Origin of the sequence: Citrobacter sp. Ca225 (assembly GCF_030337175.1) — a bacterium.
Classification (GTDB): Bacteria; Pseudomonadota; Gammaproteobacteria; order Enterobacterales; family Enterobacteriaceae; genus Citrobacter_A; species Citrobacter_A amalonaticus.
In genome coordinates this window covers 147,469-169,300 of record NZ_JAOWCD010000099.1, presented here as the reverse complement: position 1 = coordinate 169,300, position 21,832 = coordinate 147,469, and the positions used below count along the sequence as shown (strand labels likewise).

Sequence of the window (21,832 nt, the reverse complement as noted above, 5' to 3'; positions counted from 1 at the left end):
GGTAAACATTCCCATGACACTTTCTCGCCCTCGTTCTGCTCCCGCGCCGTTTTATGAGACGGTTAAACGCGAGATTAGCGAAAAGATCGCCAGCGGCGTCTGGCAGCCGCACGATCGTATTCCGTCGGAAGCGGAGCTGGTGGCGCAGTACGGCTTCAGCCGGATGACCATCAACCGGGCGCTGCGTGAACTGACTGACGAAGGGATGCTGGTGCGCCTGCAGGGGGTGGGAACCTTTGTCGCGGAGCCGAAAGGCCAGTCCGCGCTGTTTGAAATTCGCAGTATTGCCGACGAAATTGCCGCACGGGCGCATCGGCATCACTGCGAGGTGCTGATTCTGGAAAAGAAACCGGCCAATGCGCGGCAGGCTGCGGTGCTGAAGGTGACGGAAGGTACGGCGATTTTTCATTCTGTGATGGTACATTTTGAAAACGACCAGCCGGTACAGATTGAAGATCGCTGTGTGAATGCCGACATTGTGCCGGAATATCTGGCGCAGGATTACAGCCAGACCACGCCGCATGCATATTTGTCGCTGATTGCCCCGCTGACGGAAGGGGAACACATTGTTGAAGCGGTGCGCGCCACGACGCAAGAGTGCGCGTTACTCGACATCGGCGAGACCGATCCTTGCCTGCTCATTCGTCGTACCACCTGGTCCGCCTCGCAGATCGTTTCTCACGCGCGGTTGCTCTTTCCGGGCTCTCGTTACCGCTTGCAGGGCCACTTCTCCTCCTGACGCACGCGGACTGAAAGCGTGATTGCTGACGCAATATAACAAAAATGTATCTTATTTGTTAAATTGCATCTTGTTATGTCTTGTATAGACAAGTATATATTTACCTCACACCCGATCATTCCCTTTGCCGGATAAACCTTTTCCGGCATGTCCGTGAGGAGTCGTTGTTATGTCTCATAGCAAGTTTCGTCAGCAAGATATCCGCGCCCCGCGAGGGACAACGCTGACGGCCAAATCCTGGCTGACCGAAGCGCCATTGCGCATGTTAATGAACAACCTGGACCCCGACGTCGCCGAGAACCCACATGAGCTGGTGGTGTATGGCGGTATAGGCCGCGCGGCCCGTAACTGGGAATGCTATGACGCGATTGTCAACGCCCTGACCCAACTGGAAGAGGACGAAACGCTGCTGGTCCAGTCTGGTAAACCGGTTGGTGTGTTCAGAACTCACCAGAACGCTCCGCGCGTGCTGATTGCCAACTCCAACCTCGTGCCTCACTGGGCGACCTGGGAGCATTTCAATGAACTGGATGCGAAAGGGTTGGCGATGTACGGACAGATGACGGCCGGAAGCTGGATCTATATCGGCAGTCAGGGAATTGTGCAGGGCACTTATGAAACGTTTGTTGAAGCGGGACGGCAGCACTACGACGGCGACCTGCGCGGGCGTTGGGTGTTAACCGCCGGGCTCGGCGGCATGGGCGGCGCGCAGCCACTGGCGGCGACGCTGGCAGGTGCCTGTTCCCTGAACATTGAATGTCAGCAGAGTCGTATCGATTTTCGTCTGCGCACTCGTTATGTCGATGAACAGGCGACGTCTCTTGATGATGCGCTGGCGCGTATCGAAAAATACACCCGCGAAGGTCAAGCCGTATCGATTGCCCTGTGCGCCAATGCGGCGGATGTGGTGCCCGAACTGGTGAAGCGCGGTGTGCGTCCGGACATGGTTACCGACCAGACCAGCGCTCATGACCCGCTGCACGGTTATCTGCCTTCCGGCTGGGACTGGGAAACCTATCAGCAAAAAGCGCTCGCCGATCCACAGGGTACGGTAGAGGCAGCGAAGCGCTCGATGGCAAAACACGTGGAGGCGATGCTGGCGTTCAACGACATGGGCGTACCGACGTTCGATTACGGCAACAACATTCGTCAGATGGCTAAAGAGATGGGCGTGGAAAACGCCTTTGCCTTTCCTGGCTTCGTACCGGCCTATATTCGCCCGCTGTTCTGCCGCGGCATTGGGCCGTTTCGCTGGGTGGCGCTTTCCGGCGATCCGCAGGATATTTATAAAACCGACGCCAAAGTGAAAGCGATCGTGGCGGATGACGAACATCTCCACCGCTGGCTGGACATGGCGCGGGAGCGCATTAATTTTCAGGGGCTGCCAGCGCGTATCTGCTGGGTGGGGCTCGAATGGCGGCAAAAACTGGGTCTGGCATTCAACGAAATGGTGCGCAGGGGGGAAGTGTCTGCGCCAATTGTGATCGGTCGCGACCACCTGGATTCCGGTTCTGTCGCCAGCCCCAACCGCGAAACCGAAGCGATGCGCGACGGTTCTGACGCCGTCTCCGACTGGCCGCTACTCAATGCGCTACTCAACACGGCCAGCGGGGCGACCTGGGTATCGCTGCATCACGGCGGCGGTGTGGGAATGGGCTTCTCACAGCATGCCGGGATGGTCATTGTCTGTGACGGTAGCGATGAAGCCGCCGAGCGCATTGCCCGGGTTTTGCATAACGATCCGGCGACCGGCGTAATGCGTCATGCGGATGCGGGCTACGATATTGCCGTGGCGTGCGCTGTGGAACAAGGGCTGAATCTGCCGATGGTTGCGGCAACGCAGGGGAAACGCTGATATGAATACCATGACCTTAACGCCGGGCCATCTGAGTTTTTCACAACTACGCGAAGTCTGGCAGCAGCCGGTTAAACTGCGCCTCGATGCCAGCGCTATTGACGGCATTAACGCCAGCGTGGCCTGCGTCAACACCATTGTCGCTGAGGGCCGCACGGCCTACGGCATTAACACCGGCTTTGGTCTGCTGGCGCAGACGCGCATCGCCAATGAGGATCTGCAAAACCTGCAACGTTCGCTGGTGCTGTCGCATGCGGCAGGCGTGGGTGATGCCTTAGATGACGCACTGGTGCGCCTGATCATGGTGCTGAAGATAAACAGCCTTGCGCGCGGCTTTTCTGGTATTCGTCTTAGCGTGATAGAGGCGCTGATTGCGCTGGTGAACGCCGAAGTCTGGCCGCACATCCCGGCGAAAGGATCGGTAGGCGCCTCCGGTGATCTAGCGCCGCTGGCCCATATGTCGCTCACGCTGCTGGGGGAAGGAAAGGCGCATTGGCAGGGGGAATGGTTACCGGCGACGGAAGCGTTAAAAAAAGCCGGCCTGGAGCCGATTACGCTGGCGGCGAAAGAAGGGCTGGCGTTACTTAACGGCACACAGGCATCGACGGCGTTTGCGTTACGCGGACTGTTTGAAGCACAAGAGCTGTTCGCGTCGGCTGTCATGTGCGGATCGTTAACCACCGAAGCGGTGTTAGGGTCTCGCCGTCCGTTTGATGCGCGTATTCACGCCGCGCGGGGGCAGCGTGGACAGATCGACGCGGCGGCGCTGTATCGCCATGTATTGACGGAGACCAGCGCGCTGTCTCAGTCGCACCACAATTGCGAAAAGGTGCAGGACCCGTATTCTCTGCGCTGTCAGCCGCAGGTGATGGGCGCATGTCTGACACAGATGCGTCAGGTGATGGACGTACTGCTGGCGGAAGCCAATGCGGTCTCCGATAATCCGCTGGTTTTTGCTGAGCAGGGAGACGTTATCTCAGGCGGTAATTTCCATGCTGAACCGGTGGCGATGGCGGCAGATAATCTGGCGCTGGCGATTGCTGAAATTGGCGCGTTGTCCGAACGCCGTATTGCGCTGATGATGGATAAGCATATGTCGCAGTTGCCGCCTTTCCTCGTCAAAAACGGGGGCGTGAACTCCGGCTTTATGATTGCCCAGGTGACGGCGGCGGCGCTTGCCAGCGAGAACAAAGCGCTGGCGCATCCGCACAGCGTGGACAGCCTGCCAACGTCGGCGAATCAGGAAGATCATGTCTCGATGGCACCGGCGGCAGGGCGCAGGTTGTGGGAAATGGCGGCGAATACTCGCGGCGTGCTGGCCGTCGAATGGCTGGCCGCGTGTCAGGGGATCGATTTGCGTGAAGGATTAACGTCAAGCCCGCTGCTGGAGCAGGCGCGAACGGTATTACGTGAGCAGGTTGCGCATTACACCCAGGACCGCTTCTTCGCCCCGGATATTGAGCGTGCGACAGAATTGCTTGCACAGGGGGCGTTGCTGCAGCTCGTGCCGGAATTTCTTTGAACCGCGCCGGATGGCGCTAACGCTTATCCGGCCTGTGAATCCCTCCCGTAGGCCGGATAAGACGCGCGAGCGTCGTCATCCGGCACAACAGCGATCAACTGAACATCGCGGTAATTGAGGCGCTGGCAAGCGAGTGGAAATGGACGTTAAATCCGACCATCGCCCCGCTGGCACCTTCATCGACGTCAATCCTGTCCACATCCAGCGCGTGAACGGTAAAGATATAGCGGTGGGTTTCGCCTTTTGGCGGCGCCGCGCCGCCATAGCCCGCTTTACCGAAATCGGTTCGTGTCTGGATAACGCCGTCTGGCACGGCGACCAGCCCGGAGCCATAGCCCTGGGTAAGAACACGGGTATCGGCCGGTAAATTAGCCACCACCCAGTGCCACCAGCCAGAGCCGGTCGGTGCATCGGGGTCGAAACAGGTCACCACGAAACTCTTCGTTCCGGCAGGCACTTCATCCCAGGCCAGATGCGGGGAAATATTATCCCCTTCATAACCCATACCGTTGAAGACATGGCGCAGGGGGAGTTTTTCCCCGTCGCGAAAATCGTTGCTGATTACTTTCATGCACTCTCCTTAATTCTCGCCAAAAAGTGTAGCCAGAAACCGCACAGCTTACCGCCAGTTACCCGTTAAAAAATGTTTCGTCGCGCACAGCGTCGTTCACGGACTGCGTCAGGCGGCGCAGTTGCTCTGGCTGGATGAGATACGGCGGCATCAGGTAGATGAGTTTGCCAAACGGGCGGATCCATACACCCTGTCGCACAAAGAATTTCTGCAGGGCCGCCATATTAACCGGATGCGTCGTCTCCACCACGCCAATCGCCCCCAGCACGCGGACATCAGCCACCCATGGCGATGTCTGCGCCGGGGTGAGTTCCTGGCGTAACTGGGCTTCAATGGACGAGACCTGCGCCTGCCAGTCGCCGGATTCGAGTAGTGACAGGCTGGCGGTCGCCACCGCGCAAGCCAGCGGATTGCCCATAAACGTCGGACCATGCATAAAACAGCCCGCCTCGCCGTTGCTGATGGTTTCCGCCACCTGGCGGGTGGTCAGGGTGGCGGAAAGGGTCATCGTTCCGCCGGTCAGCGCTTTTCCCAGACACAGAATGTCGGGCGCGATCCCGGCGTGTTCGCAGGCAAACAGTTTGCCCGTGCGGCCAAATCCGGTGGCGATTTCATCCGCAATCAGCAGAATGCCTTCACGGTCGCACATTTTGCGGATACGGCGCAGCCACTCCGGATGGTACATCCGCATTCCGCCCGCGCCCTGAACAATCGGCTCGAGAATCACTGCCGCAATGTCATGACGATGTGCGGCCATCAGGCGCGCGAAGGCCACCATATCGCGCTCATCCCACTCGCCGTCCATTCGACTTTGCGGCGCAGGGGCAAACAGGTTTTCCGGCAGATAGCCCTTCCACAGGCTGTGCATGGAGTTGTCCGGATCGCAGACCGACATCGCGCCGAAGGTATCGCCGTGATAGCCGTTACGGAACGTCAGGAAGCGCTGACGGGATTCCCCTTTGGCCTGCCAGTATTGCAGCGCCATTTTCATCGCCACTTCCACCGCGACGGAACCGGAATCGGCGAGGAACACGCATTCCAGCGACGCGGGCGTCATGGCGACCAGTTTACGGCACAGGTTGACGGCGGGGGCATGCGTGATCCCGCCAAACATCACATGCGACATGGCGTCTATCTGCGTTTTCATCGCCGCATTGAGCTGCGGATGGTTGTAGCCGTGAATCGCGGCCCACCACGACGACATGCCATCAATCAGGCGTTCACCGCTGGATAAAATCAGTTCGCAGCCCTCGGCCCGTTCAACAGGATAGACCGGTAGCGGGGAGGTCATAGAGGTGTAGGGGTGCCAGATGTGGCGCTGATCAAACGTGAGATCGTCCGTTGTCATAATCGACTTGTAAACCAAATTAAAAAGATTTAGGTTTACAAGTCTACACCCTTATCACCACAAAACGTATAAAATTATGACCACTCATTCTCGCTGGACGCTGTCGCAAGTCACCGAATTATTTGAAAAACCGCTGCTGGATCTGCTTTTCGAGGCGCAGCAAATCCACCGTCAGCATTTCGATCCTCGTCAGGTGCAGGTCAGCACACTGTTGTCGATCAAAACCGGTGCCTGCCCGGAAGACTGCAAATATTGTCCGCAAAGTTCGCGCTATAAAACCGGCCTTGAAGCTGAGCGGCTAATGGAAGTTGAGCAGGTGCTGGAGTCGGCGCGCCAGGCGAAGAACGCCGGTTCCACTCGTTTCTGCATGGGTGCGGCGTGGAAGAACCCGCACGAGCGCGACATGCCATATTTGCAGCAGATGGTTCAGGGGGTGAAAGCGCTGGGACTGGAAGCCTGCATGACGCTTGGCACACTTGATGAATCACAGGCGCAACGGCTGGCGGAGGCGGGGCTGGACTATTACAACCACAACCTCGACACCTCGCCGGAATTTTACGGCAACATCATCACCACCCGTTCCTACCAGGAGCGACTCGACACGCTGGACAAAGTACGCGAGGCCGGGATCAAGGTCTGTTCCGGCGGCATCGTCGGCCTGGGCGAAACGGTGACCGATCGCGCCGGGTTGCTCCTGCAACTGGCAAACCTGCCGACCCCGCCGGAAAGTGTGCCGATCAACATGCTGGTGAAGGTGAAAGGTACGCCGCTGGCAGATAACGATGACGTCGACGCATTTGATTTTATTCGCACCATTGCCGTGGCGCGCATCATGATGCCGACCTCGTATGTGCGCCTGTCTGCCGGTCGTGAGCAGATGAATGAACAAACGCAGGCCATGTGCTTTATGGCTGGCGCCAACTCTATTTTCTACGGCTGCAAACTGCTCACCACGCCAAACCCGGCAGAGGACAAAGATCTCCAGCTTTTCCATAAGCTGGGGCTGAATCCGCAGCAAACGGCGGTGCTCGCCGGGGATAACGAGCAGCGTGCACGTCTGGAGCAGGCGCTGCTGACACCGGATACTGACGATTACTACAACGCGGCTGCCGTATGACCTGGCAACACAAAATCGACGATGCGCTGGCGGCGCGTCGTTCGGCGGATACGTTGCGCCGACGTTATGTGGTAGCACAGGGAGCCGGTCGCTGGCTGGAGACGAATGACCAGCGCTATCTCAATTTTTCCAGCAATGATTATCTGGGGTTGAGTCATCATCCGCATATCCTTCGCGCCTGGCAGCAGGGGGCGGAGCGATTTGGCGTCGGCAGCGGCGGCTCGGGCCACGTCAGCGGTTATTCCATTGCCCATCAGCAACTGGAAGAGGAACTGGCCGACTGGCTGGGCTATCCGCGCGCGTTACTGTTTATTTCCGGTTTCGCCGCAAATCAGGCGGTGATTACCGCGCTGATGGAAAAGGATGACCGGATTGTCGCTGACCGTCTCAGCCATGCTTCGCTGCTGGAAGCGGCCAGTCTTTGCCCGGCGCAGCTTCGCCGTTTTACCCATAACGACGCCTCGCATCTCACGCGCCTGCTTGACGCCCCCTGTTCCGGGCGTCAACTGGTGGTGACCGAAGGCGTGTTCAGCATGGATGGCGACAATGCGCCGCTTGTGGACATTCAGCAGGCCGCACAGGCGCGTAATGCCTGGTTACTGGTGGATGATGCCCACGGCATTGGCGTCAGTGGAGAAGCGGGTCGCGGGAGCTGCTGGCAGCAGCGGGTAAAACCGGAGTTATTGGTCGTAACATTCGGCAAAGGCTTTGGCGTCAGCGGTGCGGCGATTCTGTGCTCTGAAAACGTTGCCGATTATTTGCTGCAGTTCGCCCGTCATCTGATTTACAGCACCAGCATGCCGCCCGCGCAGGCGATGGCGTTACAGGCGTCGCTTTCGGTGATTCGCAGTCAGGAAGGTGACGCACGCAGGGAGAAACTGACTGCGCTGATCCAGCGCTTCCGCTCGGCTATCAACCATCCCGATTTCATGCTGGCGCAGTCGCACAGCGCCATCCAGCCGCTGATTGTCGGCGAAAATGCGCGCGCATTGCAGCTGGCGGACACCTTGCGCCGTCAGGGATGTTGGGTCACGGCGATCCGTCCGCCGACCGTGCCCGCCGGGACAGCCCGTCTGCGACTGACCTTAACTCAGGCGCATGAGCCTGAGGATATCGACCGATTGCTGGAGGTGCTGCATGGGGCAGGTGAATAAACAGGCAATCGCGGCGGCGTTTGGTCGTGCGGCAGCGCACTATGAGCAGCATGCCACATTGCAGCGCCTGAGCGCCGACGCGTTGCTGGCACAACTGCCGGAACGCCCATTTTTACAGGTACTGGATGCCGGCTGCGGGCCGGGGCGTTTGAGTCGCTACTGGCGCGAGCTGGGGAGTCAGGTTACCGCGCTGGATCTCTCTGCCCGCATGCTGGACGAGGCGCGTCGCCAGGACGTGGCGCATCACTATCTCACCGGCGACATTGAGTCACTGCCGTTAGCCAGCGCAACGTTTGACCTGGCCTGGAGCAATCTGGCCGTGCAATGGTGTAACAGTCTGCATCAGGCGCTGAGCGAACTGTATCGGGTCGTGCGCCCCGGTGGCTGCGTGGCTTTCACCACGCTGGCCCAGGATTCGCTACCGGAGCTTCATCAGGCCTGGCGCGCGGTGGATGAGCGGGCGCACGGCAACCGGTTTTTATCCCGCGAGGCGCTGTGTGAAGCGATGCACGGCTGGCAAGGGCATCATCAATCAATCTCCCTGACGCTGGAGTTTGATGACGCCCTGAGCGCTATGCGCTCACTGAAAGGCATCGGCGCGACCCATTTGCACGAGGGGCGAGAGCCGCGCGTCTTAACCCGCTCGCAGTTGCAGCAGCTTCAACTGGCCTGGCCGCAGCGGCAGGGGAAATATCTGCTGACCTACCATCTTTTTGCAGGAGTGATTGCACGTGACTAAACGTTATTTTGTCACCGGTACCGATACGGAAGTCGGTAAAACCGTCGCCAGCTGTGCGCTGCTCCAGGCGGCGCGCAGTCTGGGTTATCGGACGGCCGGGTATAAACCTGTCGCATCAGGTAGTGACATGACGCCAGAGGGACTGCGCAACAGCGACGCCCTGGCGCTTCAGCGCAACAGCAGTCTGGCGCTGGACTACGCGGCGGTGAATCCTTACACCTTCGCGGAACCCACCTCGCCGCATATCATCAGCGCTGATGAGGGAAGGCCAATTCGTGCTGATGTGATGTCAGACGGCCTGCGCGCGCTGGACGCGCAGGCGGAGTGGCTGCTGGTGGAAGGTGCTGGCGGCTGGTTTACCCCGCTTGCGGAGGATTTTACCTTCGCTGATTGGGTGCAGATCGAGCGCCTGCCGGTGGTCCTGGTCGTCGGCGTGAAGCTGGGGTGTATAAACCATGCGATGCTGACCGCGCAGGCGGTACAGCAGGCAGGACTTCCGCTTGTCGGGTGGGTGGCGAATGACGTCACGCCGCCGGGAAAACGCCATCATGAGTATCTGGCGACGCTTAAGCGGGTCATCCCTGCGCCATTGTTAGGCGAAATCCCGTGGCTGGCGGCGGGAGCCGAAAATGCGGCCACAGGACAATATCTGGATCTCGCTTTACTCGCGGGTGAGTAAAAGGCGAAATTGCGAGCAAGATCTCGCCTGCCAGGGACACTTCTTTAGCTGATAAAAATCAAAATTTAGCGATAATTTTTTTTTATGTGCTGCCTGGTGGGTTGGACCGGGAATTTGCCAGGCGGCAGACCATATGGCCTGCAGGCAGTTATCCACCATTCCTGTGGATAACCTTGTGTATTAGAGTTAGAAAACACAAGGCAAGCGAGAGATTACGCGGCTTCCAGCCGAATTGGTGCGAAAGGCGTCTTTATAAAATATCCTTTAATTTACAGCGCGTTAGATAAAATCAATGGCTGTCATATTGTGGTCATTGAATGCAATAAAACTTTCATCACGTATCTTGACAATGTTAACGAAGTCAATGGTCTGGGGATAAACCCGCTTCATAGTGTAATATCTTGCCAGCGGTGAAATTATAGCCATCTCCGATCCGCTTTTATCATGCGTAACACAAATTTTATGAGGCGTTACTGTTTTTTCATCCAGTATATTTTACTGGCAATATTATCTTCTGCGAGTAAAATTACACACCTGCCCGCTCATTCCTTCAGGTAGCTGCTCATGAGTAAACCGTTCAAACTGAATTCCGCATTTAAACCTTCCGGCGATCAGCCTGAGGCGATACGCCGTCTGGAAGAGGGACTGGAGGACGGCCTGGCGCATCAGACGCTACTTGGCGTAACGGGGTCGGGGAAAACGTTCACCATTGCGAATGTGATCGCGGATTTGCAGCGACCGACGATGGTGCTGGCACCCAACAAAACGCTGGCGGCGCAGCTGTATGGTGAAATGAAAGAGTTTTTCCCGGATAACGCCGTCGAGTATTTCGTCTCCTACTACGACTACTATCAGCCGGAAGCGTATGTTCCCAGCTCAGACACCTTCATCGAAAAAGATGCCTCGGTGAATGAACACATCGAGCAGATGCGTCTGTCGGCCACCAAAGCGTTGCTGGAGCGTCGTGACGTGATCGTCGTGGCCTCCGTTTCTGCCATCTATGGTCTGGGCGATCCCGATTTATATCTGAAGATGATGCTGCACCTGACGGTGGGCATGATTATCGATCAGCGCGCCATTCTGCGGCGACTGGCTGAACTGCAATATACCCGTAACGATCAGGCGTTCCAGCGCGGGACTTTCCGCGTGCGCGGTGAGGTGATTGACATCTTCCCGGCGGAGTCTGACGACATCGCGCTGCGTGTGGAGCTGTTTGATGAAGAGGTGGAGCGTCTGTCGCTGTTTGACCCGCTGACCGGGCAGGTGGAATCCACTATTTCGCGCTACACCATCTACCCCAAAACGCACTACGTGACCCCCCGTGAGCGCATTGTGCAGGCGATGGAAGAGATCAAAGTCGAACTGGCTGAACGTCGCAAAATCCTGCTCGCCAACGACAAACTGCTGGAAGAGCAACGCCTGAGTCAGCGTACCCAGTTTGATCTGGAAATGATGAACGAGCTGGGTTACTGCTCGGGGATCGAAAACTACTCGCGCTTTCTGTCAGGACGCGGGCCGGGTGAGCCGCCGCCGACCCTGTTTGACTATCTGCCCGCTGACGGTTTGCTGGTGGTGGATGAATCCCACGTCACCATCCCGCAGATTGGCGGGATGTATCGTGGCGATCGGGCGCGTAAAGAGACGCTGGTGGAGTACGGTTTCCGTTTGCCATCGGCGCTGGATAACCGTCCGTTAAAGTTCGAAGAGTTTGAAGCGCTGGCTCCGCAGACCATATATGTGTCTGCGACGCCGGGCAATTACGAGCTGGAGAAATCGGGCGGAGAAGTGGTTGATCAAGTGGTGCGTCCGACAGGGTTGCTGGATCCGGTCATTGAAGTGCGACCGGTGGCAACGCAGGTGGACGATCTGCTCTCTGAAATCCGCAAGCGCGCAGAGATCAACGAGCGCGTGCTGGTTACCACGCTCACCAAGCGTATGGCGGAAGATCTCACCGAGTATCTGGAAGAACACGGTGAGCGGGTGCGTTACCTGCACTCGGACATCGATACCGTTGAGCGTATGGAGATCATTCGTGATCTGCGTCTGGGCGAGTTTGATGTGCTGGTGGGGATCAACCTGTTGCGCGAAGGTCTCGATATGCCTGAGGTGTCGCTGGTGGCGATTCTCGACGCCGACAAGGAAGGGTTCCTGCGTTCCGAACGTTCGCTGATACAGACCATCGGTCGTGCGGCGCGTAACATCAACGGGAAGGCGATTCTTTACGGTGACAAAATTACGGCCTCAATGGCGAAGGCGATTGGCGAAACCGAGCGTCGTCGCGAGAAACAGCAGCAGTACAATGAAGAACACGGCATTACTCCGCAGGGCCTGAATAAAAAAGTGGTCGATATTCTGGCGCTGGGGCAGAACATTGCGAAAACCAAAGCGAAGGGCCGAGGCAAATCGCGTTCCGCAGCGCAATCGGATGTGGTGGAACTGGACATGACGCCAAAAGCGTTGCAACAGAAGATTCACGAGCTCGAAGGGCAGATGATGCAGCATGCGCAGAACCTGGAATTCGAAGAGGCCGCGCAGATCCGCGATCAACTGCATCAGCTGCGTGAACTGTTTATTGCTGCGTCGTGAGAGATTGCCGGATGGCGGTGTAACCACCTTATCCGGCCTGTTCACTGGTAGTTTGCAGAGTAGATAAGCAGGCCTGGTGAACGTAGCGCCATCAGGCAATAAACCCTTTACCGCAGCGCCTGTACGGCTTTCTCCAGCGCGCTGTGCAATAACTGGCGGTCATGGCGATAGGGAATATCGCTGGCCTCCAGCACTTCCTGAATCACCACCCGGTCGCTGACCGCAGAGACATCTACCTTCGGCCCCACGATAACCGCATCAACGACTCTTTTGCCGACATACTGCTCCATAATGGTGAGCTTATCGATAAGCGTCAGGCTTGCGGCGGGGATGCTCAATTCCCGGCCCAGATTGCCGATGTAGACCATCGGCGCCTGCGTACGGCGCAGCGCCTGTGCGAGATCCTCCAGCAGCAGGATTGGCATCAGGCTGGTGTAAAAACTGCCCGGACCGATAATAATCAGGTCGGCATCGTTAATCGCCTGCACCGCTTCCCGGGTGGTGGGGACCTTCGGTGACAGCATCAGTTCCTGCAAGGGCGAGGTGAGCTGATCAATATTCACTTCGCCGTACACTTCATGCCCCTGATCGTCGATCGCCATCAGGTCAACTGGCAGCTCTGACATGGGGATTAAATGTGCGTCCACTTTCAGCAGATTACGAATTAAGTTGATGGCTTCCAGAGGCCGCACGCTCAGGTGGTCGAGCGCCTTTAACATCAGATTTCCGAGGTTATGGCCTGAAAGTTCACCATTACCGCCAAAACGGTATTCAAACATCGCGGAAGCGACGCTCGGTTCGGTAATCAACTGATTGAGACAGTTGCGCATATCGCCCCAGGCGATTCCCCCTTCCGAGCGGCGAATACGCCCCGTCGAACCGCCGTTATCGGTGGTGGTCACGATACCGGTGAGGCGTGAACCCAGGGAGGAGAGGGAAGAGAGAACGCGTCCTAATCCATGCCCTCCGCCGAGAGCCACGACACGATCCAGGTCAGCCAGCGTACGATTGCGCATAAAAGTTCCTGAAGTCAGATTTACCGCGCTACAGTAGCGCAAACAGGGGCTTTTCAGCAATTCGCTAACGGCAAGTTGAGAAAATAAATTCTGCCGCACTACTCCTTTAGGGGGGCGAATGCCTGACAGCGAAATGATGTACATCAATGCAAAAGTGCTATTTTTGCTTATTCTGTAACGAAATGGCACGATCATGGCGCTATATATATGATTATACATCGTTAAGTGTAAATAGCATTATGTTCGTTTACACGCTAGTATCGCCATAACCACAGTTAACACTCTAGCCTCTGCACCTGGGTCAAATGATACGGTGCTTTGGCCGTGACAACGCAAACGCATTGCCACCAGGGCGCAGGAAGAAATGACTTCGCCTCCCGTATTTGGAAAGGTGTACATGGCCACACAACTGACCGATGCTTTCGCGCGCAAGTTTTACTATTTGCGTCTGTCGATTACCGATGTGTGTAACTTTCGTTGCACATACTGTCTGCCGGATGGCTACAAGCCCGGCGGCGTCACCAATAAAGGTTTTCTCTCCGTCGATGAAATTCGTCGGGTGACTCGCGCCTTTGCTAACCTGGGCACCGAAAAAGTGCGCCTGACCGGTGGCGAACCTTCTCTGCGTCGTGATTTTACCGACATCATTGCCGCCGTGCGTGAAAACGAGGCGATTCGTCAACTGGCGGTGACCACCAACGGCTACCGTCTGGCGCGTGATGCCGCCCACTGGCGCGATGCGGGTTTGACCGGCATTAACGTCAGCGTTGATAGCCTTGATGCGCGTCAGTTCCACGCGATTACCGGGCAGGATAAATTCCAGCAGGTGATGGCGGGCATCGACGCCGCGTTTGATGCCGGTTTTGCAAAAGTTAAAGTCAACACCGTGCTAATGCGCGATGTGAATCATCATCAGCTCGATACTTTTCTTGGCTGGATCCAGACGCGTCCCATTCAACTGCGTTTCATCGAACTGATGGAGACGGGTGAGGGCAGCGAACTGTTCCGTAAACACCACATCTCCGGTCAGGTGTTGCGTGACGAACTGTTGCGTCGCGGCTGGATCCACCAGCTACGCCAGCGCAGTGACGGCCCGGCGCAGGTGTTCTGTCACCCCGATTATGAGGGTGAAATCGGCCTCATCATGCCGTACGAAAAAGATTTCTGCGCCACCTGCAACCGTCTGCGCGTCTCCTCCGTGGGTAAACTTCATCTCTGCCTGTTCGGCGAGGGTGGCGTCAGCCTGCGTGATTTGCTGGAAGACGATGGGCAACAAGACGCGCTCGAAGCGCGTATCTCGCTTGCGTTGCGTGAGAAAAAGCAGACCCATTTCCTGCACCAGAACAACACCGGTATTACCCAGAACCTCTCATACATCGGCGGTTAACGCCGCTTGAACAAGGAGTATTCCATGAGTCAGGTAAGCGCTGAATTTATCCCGACCCGCATTGCTATTCTGACAGTATCGAATCGCCGTGGCGAAGAGGACGATACCTCTGGTCATTTTCTGCGGGATTCCGCGCAGGAAGCGGGACATCAGGTTATCGATAAAGCAATTGTCAAAGAGAACCGTTACGCCATTCGCGCGCAGGTGTCAGCATGGATTGCCAGTGATGAGGTGCAGGTGGTGTTGATCACCGGCGGCACGGGCCTGACTGAAGGCGACCAGGCACCGGAAGCGCTGCTGCCGCTGTTTGATCGCGAAGTGGAAGGCTTTGGTGAAGTGTTTCGTATGCTGTCATTTGAAGAGATCGGCACGGCCACGCTGCAGTCGCGCGCAGTGGCGGGCGTGGCCAACAAAACGCTAATTTTTGCGATGCCGGGTTCCACCAAAGCCTGCCGCACGGCGTGGGACAATATCATCGCGCCGCAACTTGATGCCCGTACGCGTCCTTGTAATTTTCACCCACATTTGAAGAAATAATAAGTATGTCGCAACTGACTCACATAAACGCCGCCGGTGAAGCGCACATGGTGGATGTCTCCACAAAAGCGGAGACCGTACGCGAAGCGCGCGCCGAAGCCTTTGTCACCATGCGCAGCGAAACACTGGCCATGATTATCGACGGCAGCCACCATAAGGGCGATGTGTTCGCCACCGCGCGTATCGCCGGGATTCAGGCAGCAAAGCGCACCTGGGAGCTCATCCCGCTGTGCCATCCGTTGCTGTTGAGCAAAGTGGAAGTCCAGCTCCATGCACAGCCGGAACACAACCGTGTCCGTGTTGAATCGTTGTGTCGTCTTACCGGCAAAACCGGGGTGGAAATGGAAGCGCTGACGGCGGCGTCCGTCGCCGCGTTGACCATTTACGACATGTGCAAAGCGGTGCAAAAAGACATGGTGATTGGCCCGGTGCGCCTGCTGGCGAAAAGCGGCGGCAAGTCTGGCGATTTTAAGGCGGATTCGAATGATTAAGGTTTTGTTCTTTGCTCAGGTTCGCGAACTGGTTGGTACGGATACGCTGGACGTCGCGGCAGATTTCCCGACAGTGGAAGCGCTGCGTCAGCATCTGGCGACTAACAGCAACCGTTGGGCGCTGGCGCTGGAAGACGGCAAGCTGCTGGCGGCGGTAAACCAGACGCTGGTGAGCTTTGATCATCCGCTGACGGCGGGTGATGAAGTGGCTTTCTTTCCCCCGGTGACGGGAGGCTGAGATGGCTGAAACGAAAATTGTGGTCGGGCCTGCGCCGTTCAGCGTGGGGGACGAGTATCCCTGGCTGGCGGCACGCGACGAAGACGGTGCGGTGGTGACCTTTACTGGTAAAGTGCGCAACCATAATCTCGGCGACAGCGTGAAGGCGCTTACGCTGGAGCACTATCCGGGGATGACGGAAAAAGCGCTGGCGGAGATTGTCGATGAGGCGCGGGTGCGCTGGCCGCTGGGACGCATCACGGTGATTCACCGGATTGGCGAACTGTGGCCGGGCGATGAAATCGTCTTTGTTGGCGTCACCAGTTCGCACCGTAGCAGTGCGTTTGAGGCCGGTCAGTTCATCATGGACTATCTAAAGACGCGTGCGCCGTTCTGGAAGCGTGAAGCCACGCCGGAAGGCGAGCGCTGGGTGGAAGCCCGTGACAGCGATCGGCAGGCGGCTAAACGCTGGTAGCAAGAAATTGTGATACGCTTATCCAGAGTGGTCACTTTCAATCAGGAGATTATCATGGACCGATTTCCACGATCCGAATCAATCGTGCAGGCACGTTCCGGCCTGCAAACCTATATGGCGCAGGTATACGGCTGGATGACGGTCGGGTTGCTGCTTACCGCGTTTATTGCGTGGTATGCGGCGAATACGCCAGCCGTCATGATGTTCGTTTTTTCCAGCAAAATTACGTTCTTCGGTTTAATCATCGCCCAACTGGCGCTGGTCTTTGTGCTGTCTGGGTTGGTGCATAAACTCAGTGCAGGTATGGCGACGACGCTGTTTATGCTCTATTCGGCGCTAACCGGGCTCACACTTTCCAGTATTTTTATCGTCTACACCTACTCCTCCATCGCCAGCACCTTCGTGGTGACCGGCGGGATGTTTGGAGTGATGAGCCTGTGGGGATACACCACGAAGCGCGATCTGAGCGGCTGGGGCAACATGCTGTTTATGGCGCTGATTGGCATCATCCTGGCCTCACTGGTGAACTTCTGGCTGAAAAGCGAGGCGCTGATGTGGGCGGTGACCTATATTGGCGTGGTGGTGTTTGTTGGGCTGACCGCCTATGACACCCAGAAGCTGAAGAACATTGGCGAGCAAATCGATGTGCGCGACAGTTCTAACCTGCGTAAATATTCGATTCTCGGTGCGCTGACGCTGTATCTGGACTTTATCAACCTGTTCCTGATGCTGCTGCGTATTTTAGGCAATCGCCGTTGAGTTCGTTGTGCCGGATGGCGGCTACGCCTTATCCGGCCTACGAAATGATGCCGAGGGCGGTGACGAGGTATTACTTCGCCATCGCCTTCTCGTTCTTCGCCCGCAGCTTCTTCGCCCGACTCTCCAGCACCAGATAGCAGATCAGCGCCAGCAATAAGGGAATAAAGTAATACAGCACGCGGTAGGCGAGCAGGGCGGCAATAATCGCGCCTTGCGACGTGTCTTCCCCCGCCAGCAGCGCGATAAACACCGCTTCCAGAACGCCAATTCCCGCCGGAATGTGGACAATCACTCCCGCGATACTGCTGACCAGCAGCACGCCCAGCACGAAGAAATAATTCACCTCCTGGCCCAGTAGCAACCAGATAATCGCCCCCATCACCATCCAGTTGGCGCTGGAGATGGCCATCTGGGCCAGCGCAAATTTCCACGACGGTAGCACCAGTTTCTGCCCTTTGATCGTCATATGACGGTGTTTTGCGAAAGCGCAGAACCACAGATAAATAGCGATGATTAACAGCAGCACCACGCCGAGAATACGCAGCGTGCCCTCGTCGATATACCAGTGGGCAGGCAGTTGCACCACGCCAAAGGTGAAGATGATCCCGCCAAGCAAAATATAGCCCAGCCAGTTGGTGGTGATGCTAAGAGAGAAGATACGGGTGATGGTGCCACCCGGCAGGCCGAGGCGGGAATAGAGCCGGTAGCGCATACCGATGCCGCCGACCCAGGTACTGAGCGTCAGGTTAAATGCATAGCAAATAAACGACACCAGCATCACTTGCCGCTTTGCCAGCTTGTGACCGCAATAGGCGCGGCCCAACAGGTCATAGCAGCCATAGAGCAGATAGCTGAGGATCACCAGCCCGACGGCGCTCAGCAACGCAACCCGGTTGTAGTCACGGATCACCGTCCAGACGTCTTCCCAGTTCACCTTTTTGGCGTAGACCACCAGCAGCACAATCACGGCGATAAAAAACAGCCAGGTGAGGATCTTTTTTGCCAGCCGCCAGCGCGGATGTGATTTTGCCATCAGGGTTTGGCTCCTGTGTTCTGTACTTCTACCCGATCCTGCGTTTCCATCTCGGGCTGGGCTGGCGGATCAACCTGCGCGAGATGGGGAGTATGCGCCGGAAGCCAGCCGACCAGCGCCGGGAAGTGACGTAAGAAGTGGAACGCCAGCACGCTTTTGGTCAGGTTCCACCAGGTGCGTCTCGGCAGCATCGACTCATCGACCAGCTTACAGTCTTCGGCAATGATCGCGTTAAGGTTGTCGCGCAGCGTCTGGTTGAACTGGCGATCGTGCACGATCAGGTTGGCTTCCAGATTAAGCGACAGGCTGAGCGGGTCGAGATTGCTGGAGCCGACCGTCGCCCAGTGGTCATCCATCAGCGCCACTTTGCCATGCAGTGGCTTGCGGCGATATTCGTAAACCTGGACATCGCCTTTCACCAGATAGTTGTACAGCAGACGGGCTCCGACCTTCACAATTGGCATATCCGGCTCCCCCTGCACGATCAGTTTGACGCGCACGCCGCGGCGGGCGGCTTTGCGCATGGCGTGCAGTAACCGGTAACCGGGAAAGAAGTAGGCGTTGGCGATAATCACTTCCCGCCGTGCCTGGGTGAGCATTTTAAGGTAGTGACGTTCGATATCGTCGCGGTGCTCGTCGTTGTCGCGCCAGACGAACAGCGCCTGCGCCTCGCCGGGCTGGCGGTTCTCTTCAGCACGGTGATGACGGCGCCACCAGCGGCGTACTGCACTCTGCCCGGGAAGGTTTTCCACTTCAAACTGCAGTATATCGGCGACGACAGGTCCTTCCACGCGTACCGCGTAGTCCTGCTTGGCTTCCGGGCCATAGTCGGACATATGTTCATCGGAATAGTTGATCCCGCCGATAAACGCCACCCGGTCGTCTATCACCACAATCTTGCGATGCATACGGCGAAAGACGTTGGTGCGCATACCAAAGATCCGGGGACGCGGATCGTAATAACGAAACACCACGCCTGCCGAGGTCAGTTCGCCAACGAATGCATCGCTCAGGTCCGGTGAGCCGTAGCCGTCCAGCAGTACTTCCGCCTTCACGCCGCGTTTTGCTGCGGCCAGCAGAGCCGCATGAAGCTGTTTTCCTACCTCATCTTCAAACCAGATGAAAGTTTCGAGAATAATTCTTTGCTGCGCATCGGCTATTGCCGCAAACACAGCGGGATAATACTGGTCGCCGTTTTCCAGTAACTGGATCTGATTACCTTCACGCCAGCCACATTTCATAGATGGATCTCCGCGCTAAGGGGGGCATGGTCAGAGAGATGCCGCCAGTTGCGCAGCGGTAGCGCTGTCGGCGAACTGGCATTGGCATTTTTCACGTAAATACGATCAAGGCGCAGCAGCGGCAGGCTGACAGGAAAGGTCCGTGCCGGGCGGCCGCGGGCGCGGGTGAAAATTTCCTCCAGGCCCGCGGCTTTTAAGGAATGGTTTGCCTTTTGCCGCCAGTCGTTGAAATCACCGGCCACCACCACCGGTTCACCGTCGGGCAGGGCGTTGACCCAGTCTGTCAGCAGGGTAAGTTGCGCCTGCCGGTGAGCTTCACGCAGGCCGAGGTGAACACTCATCACATGAATCGGTTTCCCGAGTTGCGGCGGAACAATACGGCAATAGAGCACGCCGCGCTTTTCACTGCTGCCGACCGAAACATCACGATTTTCATAATGTTCAATAGGATAGCGTGACAGCACCGCGTTGCCATGATGCCCTTGCGGGTAGACGGCGTTACGCCCGTAAGCGTAGTCACTCCACATCGTGTCGGCGAGAAATTCGTAGTGCGTGGTATCCGGCCAGTTTTCGACGTGCAGTGGATGCACTTCGTGCGCGCCCATCACCTCCTGCAGGCAGACAATGTCGGCGCCAACCGTACGAACGGCATCACGCAGTTCCGGTAAAATGAAGCGCTTGTTAAAGGCGGTAAAGCCTTTATGCGTATTGATGGTGAGCACGGTGAATGAAAAATTTCGTGTCGATTGAGTCATTTTTCTCCTGTTGGCGTCACTCTTCTGATTGAAATAGTGTAGTCGTCGTCACAAAAAGGTGCGGTGTTACGGAATTTTCCGTAAAGTGCGGTACTCTGAGTCATTAGAGAAAAATCCTTCAGGAGAAAAGCCATGAGGTGGCAACAACGAGTTCGTGTCGCAACGGGGTTAAGTTGCTGGCAGATTATGTTGCATTTACTGGTCGTGGCGTTGTTGGTCGTAGGCTGGAAGAGTGGCACGCTGGTGCACGTTGGCCTGGGATTATGCGTAGTGTATGGCGTGACCGTATTACTGATGCTGGCGTTACAGCGTCATCACGAGCAGCGCTGGCGCGAAGTCGCCGACGTGCTGGAAGAACTCACCACCACCTGGTATTTCGGCGCGTCGCTGATTGCGTTGTGGCTGCTGTCCCGGGTTTTACAAAACAACGTCTTGTTGGCGTTAGCGGGACTGGCAATCCTGGCCGGACCCGCTGTGGTTTCGCTGCTGGCGAAAGACAAAAAGTTACATGATTTTGCGTCTAAACATCGCATACGCCGCTGATCCCGTTGTGGCCGCTATCACCAGTAGCGGCCACAAGCTTCCCCAGACAATCTGCAAACTCGCATCTTTCAAATAGATCTGCTTGGTGATATCCGTGAAATGACGGATCGGGTTTATCCATGTCAGATTCTGTAACCAGACCGGCATGTTCTCGACCGGAGAGACGTAGCCCGACAGTAAAATTGCCGGCATCATAAAGACGAATACGCCGATAAACGCCTGCTGCTGCGTGGAGCAGAGTGAGGAGATCAACAGGCCAAATCCCACCAGCGACAGCCCGTAAATCACCATCGTGAAGTAAAACAGCGCCAGCGACCCGGCAAACGGGATCTGATACGCCCAGATACCGATTGCCAGCACGATAGAGGCCTGGCCGGTGGCGACAATCAGTGCAGGAACCGCTTTACCGATAAATATTTGCCAGGTGGTGAGCGGGGAGACCAACAGCTGATCCAGCGTGCCCTGTTCGCGCTCGCGCGCGACAGACAGCGAGGTAACGATCATCACGCCAATGGTGGTGATCATCGCGATCAGTGACGGCACCACAAACCATTTGTAGTCGAGGTTAGGGTTGTACCAGTTGCGCACCACCAGCTCGCTGTTGTTCGGCTTCGGCTTGCCCTCCATCAACTCCTGCTGATAGTTCTTCACGATTTGCTGGAGATAGTTGGCGGCGATCTGCGCGCTGTTCGAGTTACGACCATCAAGTATTAACTGCATGGGCGCAGACTGAAAGGTATCCAGATTGCGCGAGAAATCCGCCGGAAAGCGCACCAGCAGCAGCGCTTTTTGCGTATCGATTGTGGGCTGAATTTCCTGCGGGCTTTTCAGTAGCAGGATGTGGGTAAAGGCTTTGGCACGGGCAAAGCGTTGGGTCAGCTCCACCGAATGCTTGCCGTTGTCTTCGTTATAGATGGCGATGGTGGCGTTAGTCACTTCCAGCGTTGCGGCAAAGGGAAACAAAAGCACCTGAATCAGTACCGGCAAAATTAAAATCGCGCGGGTCTGCGGTTCGCGCAGCAGCGACTGCAATTCTTTGCGGATTAACGTCCATAAGCGATGAAACAT

At 56.8% G+C, this 21,832-nt stretch carries 22 protein-coding genes and 1 riboswitch; of the genes, 15 read left to right on the top strand and 7 right to left on the bottom strand.

From position 1 onward, the window contains the following. The first annotated feature begins 13 nt into the window (after positions 1-13). From OGW13_RS19540 to hutH, 3 genes are all read left to right on the top strand, one after another. The gene (locus tag OGW13_RS19540; RefSeq protein ID WP_099433387.1) at positions 14-739 is read left to right on the top strand and encodes a histidine utilization repressor; all 726 of its coding nucleotides are present in this window, start codon (positions 14-16) and stop codon (positions 737-739) included. 169 nt (positions 740-908) lie between these two features. Beyond that, positions 909-2,594, top strand: a complete 1,686-nt coding sequence (hutU, locus tag OGW13_RS19535; protein WP_043001312.1) for a urocanate hydratase — start codon at positions 909-911, stop codon at positions 2,592-2,594. 1 nt (position 2,595) lies between these two features. Next, on the top strand, positions 2,596-4,116 hold the full coding sequence (hutH, locus tag OGW13_RS19530; RefSeq protein WP_099433388.1) for a histidine ammonia-lyase: 1,521 nt from the start codon (positions 2,596-2,598) through the stop codon (positions 4,114-4,116). 94 nt (positions 4,117-4,210) lie between these two features. Here hutH and OGW13_RS19525 read toward each other — a convergent pair whose 3' ends face one another. Next, positions 4,211-4,687, bottom strand: a complete 477-nt coding sequence (locus tag OGW13_RS19525; protein ID WP_043001310.1) for a kinase inhibitor — start codon at positions 4,685-4,687, stop codon at positions 4,211-4,213. A gap of 58 nt (positions 4,688-4,745) precedes the next feature. Next, on the bottom strand, positions 4,746-6,035 hold the full coding sequence (gene bioA, locus OGW13_RS19520) for an adenosylmethionine--8-amino-7-oxononanoate transaminase (RefSeq protein ID WP_287116398.1): 1,290 nt from the start codon (positions 6,033-6,035) through the stop codon (positions 4,746-4,748). A 76-nt stretch (positions 6,036-6,111) separates the two neighbouring features. On the opposite strand from bioA, the gene bioB reads away from it, so the two are divergent. The 5 genes from bioB (at position 6,112) to uvrB (ending at position 12,310) form a co-directional block, all read left to right on the top strand. Next, entirely contained in the window at positions 6,112-7,152 is a 1,041-nt protein-coding gene (bioB, locus tag OGW13_RS19515; RefSeq protein WP_043001309.1) for a biotin synthase BioB, read from the top strand. Continuing rightward, positions 7,149-8,306 (top strand): 8-amino-7-oxononanoate synthase, encoded by a 1,158-nt coding sequence (gene bioF, locus OGW13_RS19510; RefSeq protein WP_287116397.1) that lies wholly within the window; start codon positions 7,149-7,151, stop codon positions 8,304-8,306. Before bioB ends, bioF begins: the two co-directional genes overlap by 4 nt. Beyond that, complete coding sequence (gene bioC / locus OGW13_RS19505; RefSeq protein ID WP_043001307.1) at positions 8,290-9,045, top strand: malonyl-ACP O-methyltransferase BioC; 756 nt, start codon at positions 8,290-8,292, stop codon at positions 9,043-9,045. Before bioF ends, bioC begins: the two co-directional genes overlap by 17 nt. After that, on the top strand, positions 9,038-9,724 hold the full coding sequence (gene bioD, locus OGW13_RS19500) for a dethiobiotin synthase (protein ID WP_046401466.1): 687 nt from the start codon (positions 9,038-9,040) through the stop codon (positions 9,722-9,724). The genes bioC and bioD overlap by 8 nt, the downstream gene beginning before the upstream one ends. A gap of 564 nt (positions 9,725-10,288) precedes the next feature. Further along, positions 10,289-12,310, top strand: a complete 2,022-nt coding sequence (gene uvrB / locus OGW13_RS19495) for an excinuclease ABC subunit UvrB (protein ID WP_044268002.1) — start codon at positions 10,289-10,291, stop codon at positions 12,308-12,310. A gap of 107 nt (positions 12,311-12,417) precedes the next feature. Here the strand turns inward: uvrB and yvcK are convergent, their stop codons facing one another. After that, positions 12,418-13,326, bottom strand: coding sequence for a uridine diphosphate-N-acetylglucosamine-binding protein YvcK (gene yvcK / locus OGW13_RS19490; RefSeq protein ID WP_043001303.1), 909 nt, complete (start codon positions 13,324-13,326; stop codon positions 12,418-12,420). 267 nt (positions 13,327-13,593) lie between these two features. Continuing rightward, positions 13,594-13,736: riboswitch (molybdenum cofactor riboswitch) on the top strand. On the opposite strand from yvcK, the gene moaA reads away from it, so the two are divergent. From moaA to OGW13_RS19460, 6 genes are all read left to right on the top strand, one after another. Continuing rightward, positions 13,724-14,713: a GTP 3',8-cyclase MoaA gene (gene moaA, locus OGW13_RS19485; protein WP_043001302.1), complete on the top strand. Its 990-nt coding sequence runs from the start codon at positions 13,724-13,726 to the stop codon at positions 14,711-14,713. It overlaps the preceding riboswitch by 13 nt. A gap of 24 nt (positions 14,714-14,737) precedes the next feature. Beyond that, positions 14,738-15,250 (top strand): molybdenum cofactor biosynthesis protein B, encoded by a 513-nt coding sequence (moaB, locus tag OGW13_RS19480; RefSeq protein ID WP_043001301.1) that lies wholly within the window; start codon positions 14,738-14,740, stop codon positions 15,248-15,250. A gap of 5 nt (positions 15,251-15,255) precedes the next feature. Further along, positions 15,256-15,741, top strand: a complete 486-nt coding sequence (gene moaC, locus OGW13_RS19475) for a cyclic pyranopterin monophosphate synthase MoaC (protein WP_061070351.1) — start codon at positions 15,256-15,258, stop codon at positions 15,739-15,741. Further along, positions 15,734-15,979: a molybdopterin synthase sulfur carrier subunit gene (gene moaD / locus OGW13_RS19470; RefSeq protein WP_043001299.1), complete on the top strand. Its 246-nt coding sequence runs from the start codon at positions 15,734-15,736 to the stop codon at positions 15,977-15,979. The genes moaC and moaD overlap by 8 nt, the downstream gene beginning before the upstream one ends. A gap of 1 nt (position 15,980) precedes the next feature. Then, on the top strand, positions 15,981-16,433 hold the full coding sequence (gene moaE, locus OGW13_RS19465; RefSeq protein WP_044256447.1) for a molybdopterin synthase catalytic subunit MoaE: 453 nt from the start codon (positions 15,981-15,983) through the stop codon (positions 16,431-16,433). 54 nt (positions 16,434-16,487) lie between these two features. Continuing rightward, the gene (locus OGW13_RS19460; protein WP_043001297.1) at positions 16,488-17,192 is read left to right on the top strand and encodes a Bax inhibitor-1/YccA family protein; all 705 of its coding nucleotides are present in this window, start codon (positions 16,488-16,490) and stop codon (positions 17,190-17,192) included. Positions 17,193-17,262: 70 nt separating this feature from the next. Here the strand turns inward: OGW13_RS19460 and OGW13_RS19455 are convergent, their stop codons facing one another. The 3 genes from OGW13_RS19455 to OGW13_RS19445 are packed head-to-tail and all read right to left on the bottom strand — an operon-like array spanning position 17,263 to position 20,221. Then, positions 17,263-18,225, bottom strand: a complete 963-nt coding sequence (locus tag OGW13_RS19455; protein WP_043001296.1) for a lysylphosphatidylglycerol synthase domain-containing protein — start codon at positions 18,223-18,225, stop codon at positions 17,263-17,265. Beyond that, a complete protein-coding gene (clsB, locus tag OGW13_RS19450; RefSeq protein WP_109740030.1) occupies positions 18,225-19,466 on the bottom strand; it encodes a cardiolipin synthase ClsB in 1,242 nt (413 codons plus the stop codon). The genes OGW13_RS19455 and clsB overlap by 1 nt, the downstream gene beginning before the upstream one ends. Next, complete coding sequence (locus OGW13_RS19445) at positions 19,463-20,221, bottom strand: endonuclease/exonuclease/phosphatase family protein (protein ID WP_043001294.1); 759 nt, start codon at positions 20,219-20,221, stop codon at positions 19,463-19,465. Before OGW13_RS19445 ends, clsB begins: the two co-directional genes overlap by 4 nt. A 132-nt stretch (positions 20,222-20,353) precedes the next feature. Here OGW13_RS19445 and OGW13_RS19440 point away from each other — a divergent pair, with 132 nt between their 5' ends. Next, a complete protein-coding gene (locus tag OGW13_RS19440) occupies positions 20,354-20,764 on the top strand; it encodes a YbhQ family protein (RefSeq protein WP_044267995.1) in 411 nt (136 codons plus the stop codon). Here OGW13_RS19440 and OGW13_RS19435 read toward each other — a convergent pair. Further along, entirely contained in the window at positions 20,726-21,832 is a 1,107-nt protein-coding gene (locus OGW13_RS19435; protein ID WP_043001292.1) for an ABC transporter permease, read from the bottom strand. The two genes, OGW13_RS19440 and OGW13_RS19435, sit on opposite strands and share 39 nt — an antisense overlap.

What these genes read in the sequence shown, in the direction of transcription:
- OGW13_RS19540 (WP_099433387.1), top strand. Translation starts at nt 14, where the DNA reads ATGACACTTTCTCGCCCTCGTTCTGCTCCCGCGCCGTTTTATGAGACG.
- hutU (WP_043001312.1), top strand. Translation starts at nt 909, where the DNA reads ATGTCTCATAGCAAGTTTCGTCAGCAAGATATCCGCGCCCCGCGAGGG.
- hutH (WP_099433388.1), top strand. Translation starts at nt 2,596, where the DNA reads ATGAATACCATGACCTTAACGCCGGGCCATCTGAGTTTTTCACAACTA.
- OGW13_RS19525 (WP_043001310.1), bottom strand. Translation starts at nt 4,687, where the DNA reads ATGAAAGTAATCAGCAACGATTTTCGCGACGGGGAAAAACTCCCCCTG.
- bioA (WP_287116398.1), bottom strand. Translation starts at nt 6,035, where the DNA reads ATGACAACGGACGATCTCACGTTTGATCAGCGCCACATCTGGCACCCC.
- bioB (WP_043001309.1), top strand. Translation starts at nt 6,112, where the DNA reads ATGACCACTCATTCTCGCTGGACGCTGTCGCAAGTCACCGAATTATTT.
- bioF (WP_287116397.1), top strand. Translation starts at nt 7,149, where the DNA reads ATGACCTGGCAACACAAAATCGACGATGCGCTGGCGGCGCGTCGTTCG.
- bioC (WP_043001307.1), top strand. Translation starts at nt 8,290, where the DNA reads ATGGGGCAGGTGAATAAACAGGCAATCGCGGCGGCGTTTGGTCGTGCG.
- uvrB (WP_044268002.1), top strand. Translation starts at nt 10,289, where the DNA reads ATGAGTAAACCGTTCAAACTGAATTCCGCATTTAAACCTTCCGGCGAT.
- yvcK (WP_043001303.1), bottom strand. Translation starts at nt 13,326, where the DNA reads ATGCGCAATCGTACGCTGGCTGACCTGGATCGTGTCGTGGCTCTCGGC.
- moaA (WP_043001302.1), top strand. Translation starts at nt 13,724, where the DNA reads ATGGCCACACAACTGACCGATGCTTTCGCGCGCAAGTTTTACTATTTG.
- moaB (WP_043001301.1), top strand. Translation starts at nt 14,738, where the DNA reads ATGAGTCAGGTAAGCGCTGAATTTATCCCGACCCGCATTGCTATTCTG.
- moaC (WP_061070351.1), top strand. Translation starts at nt 15,256, where the DNA reads ATGTCGCAACTGACTCACATAAACGCCGCCGGTGAAGCGCACATGGTG.
- moaD (WP_043001299.1), top strand. Translation starts at nt 15,734, where the DNA reads ATGATTAAGGTTTTGTTCTTTGCTCAGGTTCGCGAACTGGTTGGTACG.
- moaE (WP_044256447.1), top strand. Translation starts at nt 15,981, where the DNA reads ATGGCTGAAACGAAAATTGTGGTCGGGCCTGCGCCGTTCAGCGTGGGG.
- OGW13_RS19460 (WP_043001297.1), top strand. Translation starts at nt 16,488, where the DNA reads ATGGACCGATTTCCACGATCCGAATCAATCGTGCAGGCACGTTCCGGC.
- OGW13_RS19455 (WP_043001296.1), bottom strand. Translation starts at nt 18,225, where the DNA reads ATGGCAAAATCACATCCGCGCTGGCGGCTGGCAAAAAAGATCCTCACC.
- clsB (WP_109740030.1), bottom strand. Translation starts at nt 19,466, where the DNA reads ATGAAATGTGGCTGGCGTGAAGGTAATCAGATCCAGTTACTGGAAAAC.
- OGW13_RS19445 (WP_043001294.1), bottom strand. Translation starts at nt 20,221, where the DNA reads ATGACTCAATCGACACGAAATTTTTCATTCACCGTGCTCACCATCAAT.
- OGW13_RS19440 (WP_044267995.1), top strand. Translation starts at nt 20,354, where the DNA reads ATGAGGTGGCAACAACGAGTTCGTGTCGCAACGGGGTTAAGTTGCTGG.
- OGW13_RS19435 (WP_043001292.1), bottom strand. Translation starts at nt 21,832, where the DNA reads ATGTTTCATCGCTTATGGACGTTAATCCGCAAAGAATTGCAGTCGCTG.